13 protein-coding genes are annotated in these 15,497 nt (G+C 31.4%); 7 read left to right on the top strand and 6 right to left on the bottom strand.

The features are described from left to right. Position 1 precedes the first annotated feature (1 nt). From EOV51_RS05715 to EOV51_RS05690, 6 genes are all read left to right on the top strand, one after another. Positions 2-4,327, top strand: a complete 4,326-nt coding sequence (locus EOV51_RS05715) for a type I polyketide synthase (RefSeq protein WP_128150771.1) — start codon at positions 2-4, stop codon at positions 4,325-4,327. Beyond that, the gene (locus EOV51_RS05710; protein WP_128150769.1) at positions 4,315-4,611 is read left to right on the top strand and encodes an acyl carrier protein; all 297 of its coding nucleotides are present in this window, start codon (positions 4,315-4,317) and stop codon (positions 4,609-4,611) included. Before EOV51_RS05715 ends, EOV51_RS05710 begins: the two co-directional genes overlap by 13 nt. Next, positions 4,598-5,362: an alpha/beta fold hydrolase gene (locus EOV51_RS05705; RefSeq protein ID WP_128150767.1), complete on the top strand. Its 765-nt coding sequence runs from the start codon at positions 4,598-4,600 to the stop codon at positions 5,360-5,362. Before EOV51_RS05710 ends, EOV51_RS05705 begins: the two co-directional genes overlap by 14 nt. A gap of 13 nt (positions 5,363-5,375) precedes the next feature. Continuing rightward, entirely contained in the window at positions 5,376-6,560 is a 1,185-nt protein-coding gene (locus EOV51_RS14775; protein WP_128150765.1) for a nucleotide disphospho-sugar-binding domain-containing protein, read from the top strand. 5 nt (positions 6,561-6,565) lie between these two features. After that, positions 6,566-7,759: a glycosyltransferase gene (locus tag EOV51_RS14770; protein ID WP_128150763.1), complete on the top strand. Its 1,194-nt coding sequence runs from the start codon at positions 6,566-6,568 to the stop codon at positions 7,757-7,759. A gap of 113 nt (positions 7,760-7,872) precedes the next feature. Next, complete coding sequence (locus EOV51_RS05690; protein ID WP_128150761.1) at positions 7,873-9,366, top strand: ArnT family glycosyltransferase; 1,494 nt, start codon at positions 7,873-7,875, stop codon at positions 9,364-9,366. Positions 9,367-9,430: 64 nt separating this feature from the next. Here the strand turns inward: EOV51_RS05690 and pyk are convergent, their stop codons facing one another. The 6 genes from pyk to EOV51_RS05660 form a co-directional block, all read right to left on the bottom strand. Next, positions 9,431-10,861, bottom strand: coding sequence for a pyruvate kinase (pyk, locus tag EOV51_RS05685; protein ID WP_128150759.1), 1,431 nt, complete (start codon positions 10,859-10,861; stop codon positions 9,431-9,433). Next, complete coding sequence (locus tag EOV51_RS05680; RefSeq protein WP_128150757.1) at positions 10,861-11,337, bottom strand: IPExxxVDY family protein; 477 nt, start codon at positions 11,335-11,337, stop codon at positions 10,861-10,863. Before EOV51_RS05680 ends, pyk begins: the two co-directional genes overlap by 1 nt. Next, the gene (gene rnc, locus EOV51_RS05675; protein WP_128150755.1) at positions 11,334-12,095 is read right to left on the bottom strand and encodes a ribonuclease III; all 762 of its coding nucleotides are present in this window, start codon (positions 12,093-12,095) and stop codon (positions 11,334-11,336) included. Before rnc ends, EOV51_RS05680 begins: the two co-directional genes overlap by 4 nt. Positions 12,096-12,119: 24 nt before the next feature. Continuing rightward, the gene (fabF, locus tag EOV51_RS05670; RefSeq protein WP_128150753.1) at positions 12,120-13,370 is read right to left on the bottom strand and encodes a beta-ketoacyl-ACP synthase II; all 1,251 of its coding nucleotides are present in this window, start codon (positions 13,368-13,370) and stop codon (positions 12,120-12,122) included. 27 nt (positions 13,371-13,397) lie between these two features. After that, positions 13,398-13,637 (bottom strand): acyl carrier protein, encoded by a 240-nt coding sequence (locus tag EOV51_RS05665; protein WP_055424989.1) that lies wholly within the window; start codon positions 13,635-13,637, stop codon positions 13,398-13,400. 303 nt (positions 13,638-13,940) lie between these two features. Beyond that, a complete protein-coding gene (locus tag EOV51_RS05660; RefSeq protein WP_128150752.1) occupies positions 13,941-14,717 on the bottom strand; it encodes an HAD-IIB family hydrolase in 777 nt (258 codons plus the stop codon). 83 nt (positions 14,718-14,800) lie between these two features. Between EOV51_RS05660 and EOV51_RS05655 the strand changes: the two genes are divergently transcribed. Continuing rightward, complete coding sequence (locus EOV51_RS05655; protein WP_128150749.1) at positions 14,801-15,496, top strand: 3'-5' exonuclease; 696 nt, start codon at positions 14,801-14,803, stop codon at positions 15,494-15,496. The last annotated feature ends 1 nt before the right edge of the window (position 15,497 follow it).

Below are 15,497 nucleotides of genomic sequence, written 5' to 3'. Positions count from 1 at the left end.
TATGAAAAACACCGATATAGCCATTGTTGGTATGTCATGCCTCTTTCCTGGAGCAGAAAATCTCGATACTTTCTGGGACAATGTCTTAAATGGCATTGATTCAAATACAGAAGTACCAGAAGATAGAATAGATCCGGAATACTTTAAATTTTCAACTAATAGTAAAGATGCTTTTTATTGTAAAAAAGGAGGTTTTATTCCCACACCATGTATAAACTTAGAAAAGTTAGGTATAACGGAATCTTACGCTAAGGGATTAGATCCAAGCTATCTATTAGCTTTACATTTAGTATACTCAGCGCTTGAAGATGCCCAGGTTTTCAAAAAAAATATTTCTTTAAATAAAAGTTCAATAATTATTGGTAAGAGTTCTTATCCTAACTATTCAGAAATAAACTCTATAAATGCCAACCATACGGCAGTCCAGTTAGTCGAAACTATAAAGAATATTCTTCCTGAAATAACAGAAGAAGAAATAAGTAAGATTAAAAATTCATTTAAAGAAGCAAATTCATTTGGTGAAAAACAAAACAATGTATCAAGTTTACCTTCGTTTATTGCACAGTTGTTAAATATAAAAGGAGGAGCGTATACAGTAGATGCTTCTACAGCAAGTTCTTTATTAGCAGTAAAAAATTCTATCACAGAACTACTCAATGATACAGTAGATATTTCCATTGCCGGAGGATTGCATTTTAGCCACACTCCCGATTTTTGGAAATCTCTTAATGAAAAATCTCTTTTTTCAAAAAATGAAAAAATGAGTCCTTTCAGCGAAAATGCCGATGGAATTTTACTTGGTGAAGGAGCTGGCTTTATTGTGTTAAAAAAATTAGATAAAGCGATAAGCGATAACGATCGAATTTATGCTGTCATTAAAGGATTAGGAATAGTCAATGAATATAATAATATATCAGAAGGACAGATAAGATCAATATCGGAAGCTCTGTTAAATTCATCATTACAACCAGAAGACATTTTTTATGTTGAAGCAAATGGAACCTCAATAAAATCAGAAGATTCTGTGGAATTAGAATCGTTGAAAAATATATATTCCAATGATTCTCATACATTGCACATTGGCTCTGTAAAAGCTAACATAGGACATACCATGTCTGCCTCGGGGATGGCCGGAATCATAAAAACTGTATTATCTTTATATAACAGGCAAATTCCTCAGACTATTCATAGCGAAAATCCTATTAAATTATTAGCTGGAAAATATGTAGTTCCAGTTACTAAAACTATAGAATGGCAAAACGATACAATACCTCTAATAGCAGGTGTAAATGATTTCAATAACGAAGGCACTTATGCCCATCTGATTTTAAAATCACATGACAAGAATCCGAGCCAAAAGAAGTTAACATTCACAGAAGAAGTTATTGCTATCACAGCAAAAACTAAAGAAGAACTTATTTACGCCATTGATAACAGAAATTTTACTTTTTCAGATATAAATGGAGATTACAGACTAATTGTTTTCAATCCTACTCCTGAAAGATTAGAAAAAGCAAAAAAACTGATTGCTAAAGATAAACCTTGGAAAGGTAGACAAGATATATGGTTTTCCAATAAACCCTTATTAAAAGGAAATGGGAAAATAGCCTTTTTATTTCCCGGATTCGATCCTTCTTCCAACCCAGAGGTTCAGAGTATAGCAGAATATTTCGGATATGAAATTCCTGAAGAAACAGCTCAGTCAAATCCGATACTGAATCAATCATTTAAACAATTCCATGCAGGAGAAATTATTGACAGTTCTCTAAAAACATTAGGAGTTATTCCTGATATGAACGCAGGTCATAGCTTAGGAGAGTGGTTTGCAGCTAAATCTAGCGGATTGATTTCCAATGATTCTGTTAAGAACTTACTTGCGTCCATGGATCCTGATAAGTACCAGGTAAGTAATGCTTACTTTATTGCTGCAGGTTGTGGAGTTGACAAACTGAATCCTTACATTGAAAAAATACCTGATTTATATGTCTCCAATGATAACTGTCCTAGCCAGATATTACTTTGCGGAACAGAACAAGCCAGAGACTCGATTTTAGATGTACTTAAATCCAAACAGATTTTTCATCAGGTTTTACCTTTCCAATCAGGATTTCATTCTCCTTTTATAAAGGATAAATTATATTTATTAGATGAAGCCCTCGAGCATATAAAAATCGAACATAATCAAATTCCGGTTTGGTCGGCAACAACACTCGAGCTTTATCCGGATAATTTTAAAGATTTTAAGGAATTAACTATAAAACATCTTTTACAAGCAGTTAGATTTAGAGAGCTTATTGAAAAAATGTATACGCAGGAAAATGCACGTATGTTTATACAAATAGGCAGCGGTAGTCTGATTGGATTTGTTGACGATATACTCAAAAACAAAGAATATTCTGCTATTTCGGCTTATGTATCTAACCGTACAACGCTTGAACAATTAAGAAGAATTCTTGCCCTATTATTTATTGAAGGAAAAAATGATTTAGATACTGAATTTCTCGGAATTAAAGAAACAACCAATGATCAGGATTCCAAATTTAAATTATCTTTAAACGTTCCTATACTAAAAGATTTTTCAGTAATTGATGAAATATCAAAAAAATATCATTCACAACCAACATCAATTAATGAATTATCTACTGACTTATTTATAGATTCCAGCCATCCGGTAGCAATGGCAATGAATGAGAATATCAGTGCTCTTTTAGATATGCAGTCAGAACTTAATCAACTTATAAAATCAAACGGCAACTTTTCCGGATCATACAAACAAAAAATTACATCCAACAACAGGAACATCCAACAAACTGACTTACATAATGAAGAAAATCATACTCAGTCGGTAGAATCAGTAAATAAAACTGGAAAATCGTTTGAAGAAAATTTGTATGTAGATATTAAAGAACATCCTTATTTAATTGATCATTCTCTATTTAAACAACCTTCACACTGGACTATTCTTGAAGATATAGGTCCGGTAATTCCTATGACAATGACATTTGAATTATTGATAGAGGCAGCTCATAAACAGGATATAAATAAGAAAGTTTTACGCTTAGGTCCTGTGAGTGTATTTCAGTGGATGAAAGTTTTCACTCCGTTCAGTCAAAAAATTGAAGGTACCTGGAAATCAGAAGAACAAATATCATTAAAAATAAAAAATTTCGCAACTGGTGAAGTCTTATTAGGCAATTCTTTCCCTACACCGGATCCGCACTACTTAAATGAAATTGAGTGGGAAGCTAATAGCTTAATTCCTCCCACTAAAGAAACTATTTACAAAGAACATATGTTTCATGGTCCAGGATATCAGGGAATTATAGAAGTTACAAATATTAATGAAAAAGGTCTTCGTGGATTTATAAAAAAATCAACAGGAAAAGGATCACTTTTAGATAATATTGGCCAGCTTTACGGTTTATTCCTACAGTTAACCCTAGGCGATGAATCTTCTGTAAGTTTTCCAGTAAAAATTGAAGAAATTAATTTTTATCAGGATGTACAGGATCAGCAAGGCGTTTTCGAATGTATTTGTTTACCAACATCACTTACTGCCCAAATTGCAACCGCAGACATTATAATAAAAAGAGAAGGTAAAATATGGTGCATTATAAAGGGATGGAAAAATCAGATTTTTGAAGGGTTTGATAAAAAATTATGGAACTTAACGATGAGCCCTTCAGAATATATATTATCTGATAACATAGCTCCGGATATATATTTCTTTGACAATGCTTATAGTAAAGCCATAAACTGGGAATTCCTGATGAATATATATTTAAATCAGGAAGAAAAACGTCATTATGACTCTCTGATGCTGAATAAGAAAAAAGATTATCTGATCAGTCGTATTTCATTAAAAGATAGTGTAAGGAAGTTTATTGAAAACCATTCCGGTAAGAAGTATTATCCAATTGAATTTAATGTTCAATACGATCCGAATAGAAAACCGTCAATTCACGGAGTTCCAGAGACAAAAAATATGGAAATATCCATTGCTCACAAAGGCAGCAATTCTGTGACCATTAGTTCTTATAAGCCAGTAGGCATTGATATAGAAACAATTGAAAACAGGGATAAAGGTTTTATGGATCTGGCTTTTACAAGTCAAGAAATGAAACTGCTTGAAGGTAAAGATTTAGCTGAATGGACTACCCGGTTCTGGACCGCAAAAGAAGCATATGGAAAAATGCTCGGACTAGGTCTTAAAGGGAATCCGAAACAATATGAAGTTGAATCAATAAATGGAGAAATATTAACAATAAAAAATACAACAATCAACACAATTAAATATAACAATTTTATAATAGGATGGACTCTTTAAATATACAACAACAAGAAGAACAGGTATTCGAAAAATTAAAACAATTTATAACTGAAGTACTTGGAGAAGATATTGCTGATGAACTGGATATAACACCTGAGAGCATTTTTACTAAGGACCTGGAAATGGATAGCATTGAAATCGTTGCTTTAGCTGAAAAAGTGAAACAAGAATATGGCGACAGAATGGATTTTAATGAATGGTTATCCGGCATGGACATGGAACAGCTGATTAATTTATCTATAGGTGATATTGTAAATCTTATTGTAAATGCCCATAGTTGAAATAAATAATAAAAAAGTTCATATTCTGGAGCTCAATAAGGAAGCTTCTGAAACTATCGTTATGATTCACGGTATGTTTACAAACTCTTCTTTATTTTATTTCAATATAGCTCCTGAGCTTGCTAAAAAATATCATGTACTTCTTTATGACCTGAGAAGTCATGGACTTAGTGAAAAAATAGATCAGGGTTTTGACTTAAAGTCATTATCCTCAGATTTAATTCATCTTCTAAACTTCTATAATCTTTCTCAAGTAGATTTGGTAGGATATAGTTTTGGTGGTTTAATAACACTATATAGCGCCATCCATTACCCTGAAAGAATTAAAAAAATTGCTATAATTGAATCTCCAATTACAGACAAAGACGGAGATACAGAAAAAGTTATAGAAAAATACGGAAACGAGTTTTTAGAACATTATATGCAAAATTATAGTGTATCAACCAAAATTGTTCCTAATAAAAGACAACTCGAAAAAAATAAAAAATTATTTGATTATCTCATGCATGAATCATCTATGCCTGATGATTTAATCAAAGACAGATATTTTTCTTCAAAAGAGAATATGAACTCAGTAAATCAAGAGTCATTATTACTTTATGGTATGCAATCTGATTGCTTACCTGATGGAAAGATTCTTAAAAATTACATTCCAAATGTAACATTTTTTGAAGGAGAAGGAGATCATAATATACCTATTCAAAATCCAGAATGGATTAAAAAGAAATTAGCAGATTTCTTTAACGTTTAAGAATTTTAAAAATATGGCAAAATTTGCATTTATTGTTCCTCCATTAACCGGACACATTAATCCTACTTTGGCTTTGGGTCAGGAATTGCTCACAAGAAATCATGAAGTATCCTGGCTAAGTTTTGATCCTCAGCTTGAGAAAGAATTACCTGTTGGTGGTAAATTATTGCTTATTCCCATAAATCTAACTGAAGAAGAAAAAAAACATCAGGAAGCATATATTGAAGAGCTGAAAAAAAAATCTGTGACAGGTATTGAAAGCTTAAAATTTCTGTATGAAGAAGTTTTGACTCCTATGAACACGTATATCCTTCCAGGTATAGAAAAAATTATTGATCAATATAAACCCGATCTAATAATTTCAGACCATCAACTATTCGCAGGTTCTGTAGCTGCAATAAAAAAACAAATTCCTTATGCTACGTCGGTAACGGCTCCGGCTTCCATAAAGGTTAATGAAAATCTTCCTATGATACATGAGTGGGAAAGTCAGCAAGTTATAGCATTTCAGCAAAAAAATGGAATTGAAGGTAATGAGAGACTAGATTGTTCTAAATTATTAACGCTGGTATATACTTCAAAAGATTTTTTCGGAAATACTGATTTACCGGATAATTTTAAGTTTATTGGTCCCTCTATTAACAAACGTTCTCATTCTATTTTATTTGACTGGGAAAAACTGGCAGATCTTGGAAACCAACCAAAAATTTTAGTTACCATAGGTACTACATTTGATCATTCACAAAAAAAATCATTTTTTGATAAAATAACTAACGCTTTTAAAAATGAAAAATTAACTGTAGTTGTCATATCAGATCCCGAATATTTCGATTCAATACCTGATAACTTTATCATACAAAAACAAATTCCGCAATTAGATCTTATTCATTTGATGAATGCTGTAGTTTGCCACGGAGGACAAAATACAGTTTGTGAATCTTTAACCTATGGTATTCCATTAATTGTTATTCCTATTGCATATGATCAATCCTATGTGGCAGGTTGTGTTGTTGATAATAACGCAGGAATACGGTTAAAATTCAACAGGTTCAAAGCCGAACAACTAAAAGAATCTGTTCACCATATTTTAAACGATAAAGCGTATAAAATAGGTGCTGAAAATATAAAAAAATCATTTGAAAAATCTGGAGGAGTGGTACAAGGAGCCAACTATTTAGAATCTATACTTAATAATTAAATGTTATGAAGAAATTTTTATTTGTTGTACCTCCATTTATCGGACATATAAATCCAACCTTAAGTATAGGAAATAGTCTTTTGGAAAGAGGACATGAAGTCGCATGGACAGGGATTTATCCCTTAGACAAAAATACTATTCCTGTAAAAGGTCATTATTATTATCCTGAAAAAGAAATAAAACCTTATCAGGACGAAATTGAAAAAATCATGGAGCTACAGGGTACCGGAAGTAATGTAACCGGATTGGAAATTCTTAAACTGGCACTTGAACAAACCTATGTACCTCTAGCTAAAATAATGATGCCTGGTTTAAAAAATGTTATTGAAAACTTTAAACCTGATGTAATAATTAATGACGGAATAACATTTGCAGGCGGGCTTGCAGCCTATCTTTACAATATACCTTATGCTACTACTATGACTTCACCACCTGAAGTCATGGGAAATCCGGACATGGCTCCTAAAGTAGCTGAATGGGCCTATAACCAGATTTCTGGCTTACAAAAATATTTTGGTATAGAAGAGAAAGAACATTTAATTGTCTCTTCAAAATTATCATTAATATTCACATCGGAGGAATTTGCTGGGATAACTTCAACAGAACCTTGTAATAAGTTTATCGGACCTGTTTTAGGAAGACCGGACAATTCATCCTTTGACTGGGAAAGTATAAATAAAATTTCTAATCCTAAAATTTTCGTATCTATTGGAACTGTTTTAACAGACATTAGAAAAGATTTTTTCACTAAATTAATTGATGCTTTTAAAGATAAAGATGTTACTATTATTGCATCCGTTGATCCTGAATTATTTGAAAAATGGCCTGATAACTTTATAGTACAAAAATACCTGCCACAAATTCAACTTCTTCCGCATATGGATGCAGTTATTTGTCATGGAGGCTTTAATACTATTAATGAATCTTTAATGAATTCACTTCCTATGGTAGTAATTCCATTAGCATACGATCAATTTTATAATGCCTCACTGGTTGAAAATTCAGGAAGCGGAATAAGATTAAGATATAAAAGAATGAAAAAAAACGATCTTGAAAATTCAGTTTTAGAAGTTTTAAATAATAATGAATACCGCCAAAACGCTGAAAGAATAAAACAAACTTTTATAAAAGCCGGAGGTAATACTAAAGCCGTAGAATTATTAGAGAACTTCGCAGAAACAAAAAATATCATTAAATAAGTTTTATAGAACCAATGACTAACAAAAGTACTTTACAAATTATAAAAGAAGATAAAAATTTTATTTTACTTTTAACTTTATACATTTTTTTATTGCTGTTTTTTTGCTCAAAAATGTCTCCCTTTTACGTAACTAACGAATGGTCTGATCCAAATGTATATTTTAATGTAGCGAAAGGAATGGTTAATGGCCGTACTTTATATACAGAAGTATTTGATCATAAAGGACCTTTCATATTCTTTTTGTATAGTGCAGGTTATATAATATCGAATTCTAACTTTTTCGGTATGTTTATCATTGAGCTGATATCCTGGCTCTTAATGTCATATTCTATCTATCTTACAGCAAGATTATATCTGGGAAAAGCCGGATCCTTTTTCACCGCTCTCATATTTCCTTCTTTTCTTTTAAAACTAATGATAGCCGGAGGATCTGCTGAAGAATTTATCCTAGTAGGTGAAATTATAAGCTTGTATTTGTTTGTCAGATATTTTAAAGATAAGGGTAATTTTTCTCACAATCCTTGGTGTATGTTTGTTCATGGAATTATCTGTTCGATGGTAATTTTAACAAAAATAAACTTAATCATGTTTTGGTTTTTCCCTTTGTTAGGTATATTTATTAATCTTCTTTCTAATAAAAGATATAAAAATATAATTTATAATCTGCTAGCTTATTTAGCAGGATTTGCTTTAGTAGCAATTCCTATCATCCTGTATTTCTATGTAAATAACGCTTTAGAAGAGGCCTATAACACTTACATAGTCTTAAATAGCAAATATGCAAAAGTTGGTTCTCTGACTGAAGTATTGATTTTATTAGTTACTAAAATCCTTTACTTATTTTTAGATAGTTTTTCTTTATTTCTTCTTCCTATTATTGGAATTTTTATCTTCCCGGTAAATTTTATAAAAAATACGATTGGGCGATGGAGTATTATTCTTTCAGGAATAACTCTATACGTTATTATTTTTATGTCTAAAACTTTTTTCTACTATTATCCGATTCCTTTTTTAGTTTTTGATGTTTTGGGCTTGGTATGCATATTTATATACATAAAAAAATATGCGTCTGTAAAATTTACATCAGGAATGATAGCCTCATTTTTCTTTATATTTTTCTTTATGTGTTTAAGCCAAAAAAGGCTAACAAATACATGGCTCGAATATAAAATTTTAAATAGTAAAGATTTCAAGGTGGATGGATTTATGACTGAAAGATTAAGCGACGAAATAAAAAAATCACCACATCCTACTTTATTAAATCTTGGGTTTGGATTAGGTAATAGCTTATTTACTACATGTAATATTGTTCCCAATGTAAAATTCTTTTTAAAACCAAACTTGCCATTTAGTACATTTCCTGAGCTAAGAAACGATCAGACGGAATACATCAGACAAAAGAAGACTGAATTTATAGTATTACCATGTCGTATCTATAATTTATCAAAAATTAAAGAAAATGATCCTAATAATACCGATGAATTCCTATACTACTATCACTTACCTGTTTTAAAAGAAAATTATAATTTGATTAAAACAGACACTATTAAAAATGATATTGATAACAATGCACTCGAAGTCTATTATTTATATAAACGCAAATAAACATAAACATAAAAAAAACTCTTACATAAGTAAGAGTTTTTTTTATGTTTAAAAATAATTGTCATTAACTAATCTGAGTCAATCGAAGTGTATTAGTTAAACCATTACCAAAAGATGGCATTGCATTTAAATTAATAACGTAATCTCCGGAAACTACAAATCCTTTTTCTCTTGCTTCTCTATTTACTTCTACTACCGTTTCATCAGTACTTTTTAAACCTTCATATAAGAAAGCTCGTACCCCCCATAGTAGATTAAGCATTGTAATTACTCTTTTATTAGATGTAAACACAATAATATCAGCTAATGGACGGTGAGAAGAAATCTGAAAAGCTGTGTAACCTGACTGTGTCAAAGTAACAATGGCTTTAGCTGATACCTGATCTACCATTTCAGCAGCATTATAACATATCATATCAGTAATATATCTATCACTTCCTCTTACCGGAGCATGGGGAGGCACCTGTATGTGCTGGTCATCTTCAACATTACAAATGATTTTAGCCATGTTTTCAATAACTTCAACAGGATATTTACCTACAGATGTTTCACCACTTAACATTACAGCATCTGCACCATCTAAAACAGAATTAGCTACATCATTTACTTCAGCCCTTGTAGGGGTTAATCCATCAATCATGCTCTCCATCATCTGAGTAGCAATTATTACAGGTTTACACGATATTTTGCATAAGCTTACCAAATTTTTCTGGATTAAAGGAACTTTTTCCATAGGTATTTCAATTCCTAAATCTCCTCTTGCAACCATAACACCATCTACAGCATCAACTATCTCTTTAATATTAGTTATTGCTTCAGGCTTTTCAATTTTAGCTATAATTGGGATTTTATGACTAACATTAGCCTGAATTAATTTTTTCAAATCGTTGACATCTTCCACGTGTCTTACAAAAGATAAAGCTATCCAGTCAAACTCATATTTAATTGCAGTAAGGGCATCTTTAATATCTTTCTCTGTTAAAGCTGGTAACGATACTTTAGTATTGGGCAGATTAACTCCTTTTTTGGATTTTAACGGTCCTCCCTGAATTACTCTAGCTTTAACTTTATCTCGTAAATTAGTTTCAACAACCTCAAATATTAATTTTCCGTCATCAAGTAATATTTTTTCACCTACTTTCACATCTCTGGCAAATTGAGGATAACTCATATACACCTGATTTTCATCACCTTCAATTTTTTCATTAGTAAAAGTGATCAAATCACCAGATTTTACTACAACGCCTTCTTTAACAACTCCTACTCTTAACTTAGGCCCCTGTAAATCGGCCAACAAAGAAACAGTAAAACCATATTCTTCATTAATACCACGTACTAATTTTACCCATTTTTCAACAGTTTGTTCTTCTGCATGGGAAAAATTAACACGAATTACATTTACACCTGCTTTAATCATGTTTAATAAAGTCTCTCTATCTTCAGATGCAGGTCCAATAGTAGCTACTATTTTTGTTTTTTTTCTATATCCTATCATTATGTGGGTAATATCAAATTTTCTAAATTATTAATCTTTATAGTGTTTATATCAATGTCTTGATATTCTTGTATATTTTTCAATTCTGCCAAATTTACGTAAAAGTCTTCATTCAACCCCAAACTTGACTTTAAGAAATAGTTAAATCTTTTGAATTCCGGTATTAATATATGAATACTTTCTGTTTCTTCAAAAAGACTATATTTTTCACCTTTTAACATTTGTGGATAAGAATAATTACTTATAAGCTCTACAAATTGTTTAGTTTTAGAGTGAAAAAATCTGTAAACTGAAAAAAGATACAAAACATCTCCATTCAATATTTCTTGATCTGCTTCTCGTTTAAATGAGAATTGACAATATTTATTCAAATAAAATGCCAGATCATAATCTTTGATCAAGTTAGATGCTAATCCTAATAATTTGAAATCAAATATTGGATCATCATCATCCCAATCAAAGGAATAAATCTTCATGTTTCTTTTGTTTCGGATGTATTTATATACTTATTTAACCTGTAATAAGCTCTTTTAGAAGCGCTTTCTTCAGCTTTCTTTTTAGAGGTAGCTCTTCCTTTGGTCACCATTTTATTGTCCAGATGAATAATAGAGTTGAATATTAAAACATCTTCAGCATTTTCCTCTTCAAACGTTTCAAAATTTATTTCCAGTTTATTTTTTTGAGCCCATTCAATTATCAGACTTTTATAACTGGTAACTCTTTTTTCCAGTTGTTCAAAATCTTCTTGTTTAATTAAAGTTTCACTTATAAAATCCCGGCAAGCTTCGAATCCTCCATCAATATATATTCCGCCAACTAAGGCTTCATATAAATTCCCGTTGATATTTTCGCCTAAGCTTGTATTTTGTCTTTTTTGAAGATATGATGATAATTTTAATTCGTTACCCAAAACATTTAGTGTTTTTCTATTGACCATTTTAGATCTCATTTGGGTAAGGTAGCCTTCTTTTTTATCCGGTGCTTGATGGTACAAATAATCCGATACTATACTTGATAGTATGGAATCTCCTAAGAACTCAAGCCTTTCAAAGTTCTTATTATCATTGTTATTTACTGAAGAATGAGTAAAGCATTCATAAAAAACTCCTAAATTAGAAGGCTTATAACCTATCAGATTTTCTATTTGTTTTCTGAAAACTTCTTCCTCTTTGTTATCAGAACTCTGCTTCAATAAATTTGAACGGAAAAGTATTTTTTTCCAAATAGCAGTCATTAAGTTACGTTATTCTATCTTATTTTAAAATTTCTTTAAAATAACACATGCATTGTGGCCACCGAAACCGAAAGTATTACTCATTGCATATTTAACTTCCTTCTCTTTTGCTTTGTTGAAGGTAAAATCTAATTTAGGGTCAAAATCTTCATCATCTGTAAAATGATTGATGGTAGGTGCTACTATATTTTCTTTTACAGCAATTACACAAGCTAAAGCTTCTATAGCACCCGCTGCACCCAATAAGTGACCGGTCATTGATTTTGTGGAATTTATCTGGATTTTATATGAATGTTCTCCAAATAATTTTAAGATTGCTTTTGATTCTGCTAAATCTCCTAGCGGAGTTGATGTTCCATGAACATTGATATGGTCTATATCAGTCAGGGATATACCGGCATCTTCAATTGCATTTTTCATTACATTATATGCTCCCAAGCCTTCGGGATGAGGCGCTGTCATGTGATAAGCATCGGCACTTAAGCCCCCGCCCACTATTTCAGCATAAATAGTTGCTCCTCTTTTAACTGCGTGTTCGTATTCTTCTAAAATAAGTGTTCCGGAACCTTCCCCAAGAACGAATCCATCCCTGTCTTTATCAAAAGGCCGGGAAGCTGTTGCCGGATCATCATTCCTTGTAGACATGGCGTGCAGGGCATTAAACCCTCCTACTCCACTTGCACATATAGCTGCCTCGGAACCTCCGGTAACGATTGCATCTGCTTTACCTAACCGGATAAGCATCAAAGAATCAATCATTGCATTAGAAGACGATGCACATGCAGATACAGTTGCATAATTTGGCCCCATAAATCCGTATTCCATAGAAATAAGACCCGGAGTCATATCTGCAATCATTTTAGGAATAAAGAAAGGATTAAATCGAGGAATTCCGTTACCTAAAGCGTAGGTAGACACTTCCTGCTCGAATGTATTTAAACCCCCTATTCCTGATCCCCAAACTACCCCTACACGGGCTTTGTTCAGATCAGAATATTCCAATAGTTTACTATCCTTTACTGCTTCTTTTGAAGATATCATTCCAAACTGTGCGCAACGATCATATTTACGTACATCTTTTCTTTCAAAATAGTCTTCAGGATTGTATTGTTTTAATTCACAAGCAAATTTTGTTTTAAAATTAGTTGCGTCAAATAGAGTAATTGGACCTGCTCCACTTACACCTTCTAATAAGGCTTTCCTATATTCCTGGAAATTATTACCGATAGGTGTTATTGCACCAAGTCCAGTTACCACTACTCGTTTTAAAGCCATACTTTTACTTTAATGTCTTTGTGTAAATTATTGTTTGTTTACTTCTTCAATATAAGAAATGGCTTGACCAACAGTTGAAATTTTTTCTGCTTGGTCATCTGGGATTTGAATGTCAAATTCTTTTTCAAACTCCATGATTAATTCTACTGTGTCTAATGAATCAGCCCCCAAGTCATTTGTAAAACTTGCTTCTGGTGTAACTTCGCTTTCATCTACTCCTAATTTGTCAACGATGATAGCTTTTACTCTTGATGTAATGTCAGACATAACCTTTTATTTTTTATTATAGTTCAGTCGGCAAATATAAATATTTTTTTACTAGAATAATATTTTTTCACACTTTTTGATTGTATTAATTTACTCAGGAAACCCCTGCAAAATCAAACAAAACACTTAATATCAGCAACTTAAACCCCTAAATGATATTTTTCATAATTAGCCTGTTTAGTTGCTTAGAATGCTCATAATGACTGTATTTTTTTATTATTTCAATAATTCATAATCTTGATTAATTAATCAGTAAGCAAATGTTTAATATTGTGAGAAATTATAAAATATATTCATTTTCATTTAAATTAAATATTTTTTCTGTATATATTCCAATGAATCATATACACCTTTTCCAAAATTGAAACTGGATATGTAATCCGCTACCGCTTTTACCTGTGGAGTTGCATTATTAACTGCACAGCCTAAAAATGAATTTTTAATCATTTCCAAATCATTATTGGAATCACCAAAGGCGAAAATTTGAGTTTCCTTATCTCTAAATATCGTTTCTACAGCATTAAATTTATTTATTTGTGAAGAAAAAATTTCAACATAAGATTCGGATGATGAAGTTACATTAACACCAGAAAATTTATTTCCAATCTCTGAAACAATTATATCACGATCAGACTCACAAACGGCTAAAATTTTTAAAACATTTTCTGATTTAAACTTGTTTAGCAATATCGCTTCGCTGTTTACTGCATACGATTCTTTCTTATAAACATCTGTTTCCATTGTAGATGTGTACCAATGAAATTCCGTATAAAACCAAAGATTTTCAAATCTATCTTTATTTTTAATAAAATAAGTAACTATTTCGCTAGGAACAGGAAAAGTGAATAGCGTTTTATTTTTATACAATATATGTCCTCCATTTAATGAAATAATGTAATCAATTTCTAATTCCTCCGGATTATACATGCTTATAATTCCCGAATAAGGTCTTGCTGAGGCTAAAATAATTTCACCCCACTGAGATGCCTTTTTCAGAGACTTTATACCGTATTCATCTAACACCGGACTTCCAAAAGAAGTAAGGGTTCCATCAATATCTGAAACAAATATATTTTCCATGTTTTTTTTAATATTATCAAATTTAAATAATATTATCTAAATGATGATATTTAAGTATATTTGACAGTCATAATTTTTTTTATATGTTGTCAAAAATCCCACTTAAACAAATCTTGTTTCTTGATTTGGAAACTGTACCTGAATTTGAAAACTGGGATGAATTATCGGAACGAACTAAGGAATTATGGGAGAAAAAAACACAATATCAGCGGAAAGATGAAATTTCACCCGAGGAATATTATTACGAAAGAGCCGGAATACTCTCTGAATTTGGTAAAATCATCTGTCTTTCCTGTGGTTTAGTTATTGATGATAAAAAAATTAGACTTAAAAGCTTTTATGGTGATGACGAAGTCCAAATACTTACTGGTTTTAACGAACTGCTGAAAGCTAATTATTTTAAGTCTGATTTATTATTATGCGCTCATAATGGTAAAGAATTTGATTTTCCTTATATGGCAAGACGAATGATGATTCATCAGATTGAACTACCTCGTATTTTACAAATGCATGGAAAAAAGCCTTGGGAAATTCCTCATCTGGATACGATGGATTTATGGAAATTTGGAGATTATAAGCATTATACTTCTTTGGATCTGTTATCTCATGTTTTTGGATTACCTTCTCCTAAAGATGACATGGATGGAAGTGAAGTTTCAAAAGTATATTATAAAGATAAAGATATCGAACGTATAAAATCTTACTGCGAAAGAGATGTGGTTACACTTATCAATGTTTTCAGGAAAATGAGATATGAATCAACCTTAGATATAGAATAAC

The sequence above is a fragment of the Apibacter raozihei genome, from assembly GCF_004014855.1.
Classification (GTDB): domain Bacteria; phylum Bacteroidota; class Bacteroidia; order Flavobacteriales; family Weeksellaceae; genus Apibacter; species Apibacter raozihei.
Note: the sequence above shows the minus strand (reverse complement) of the source record. Positions and strands in the feature narration are given on the sequence as shown.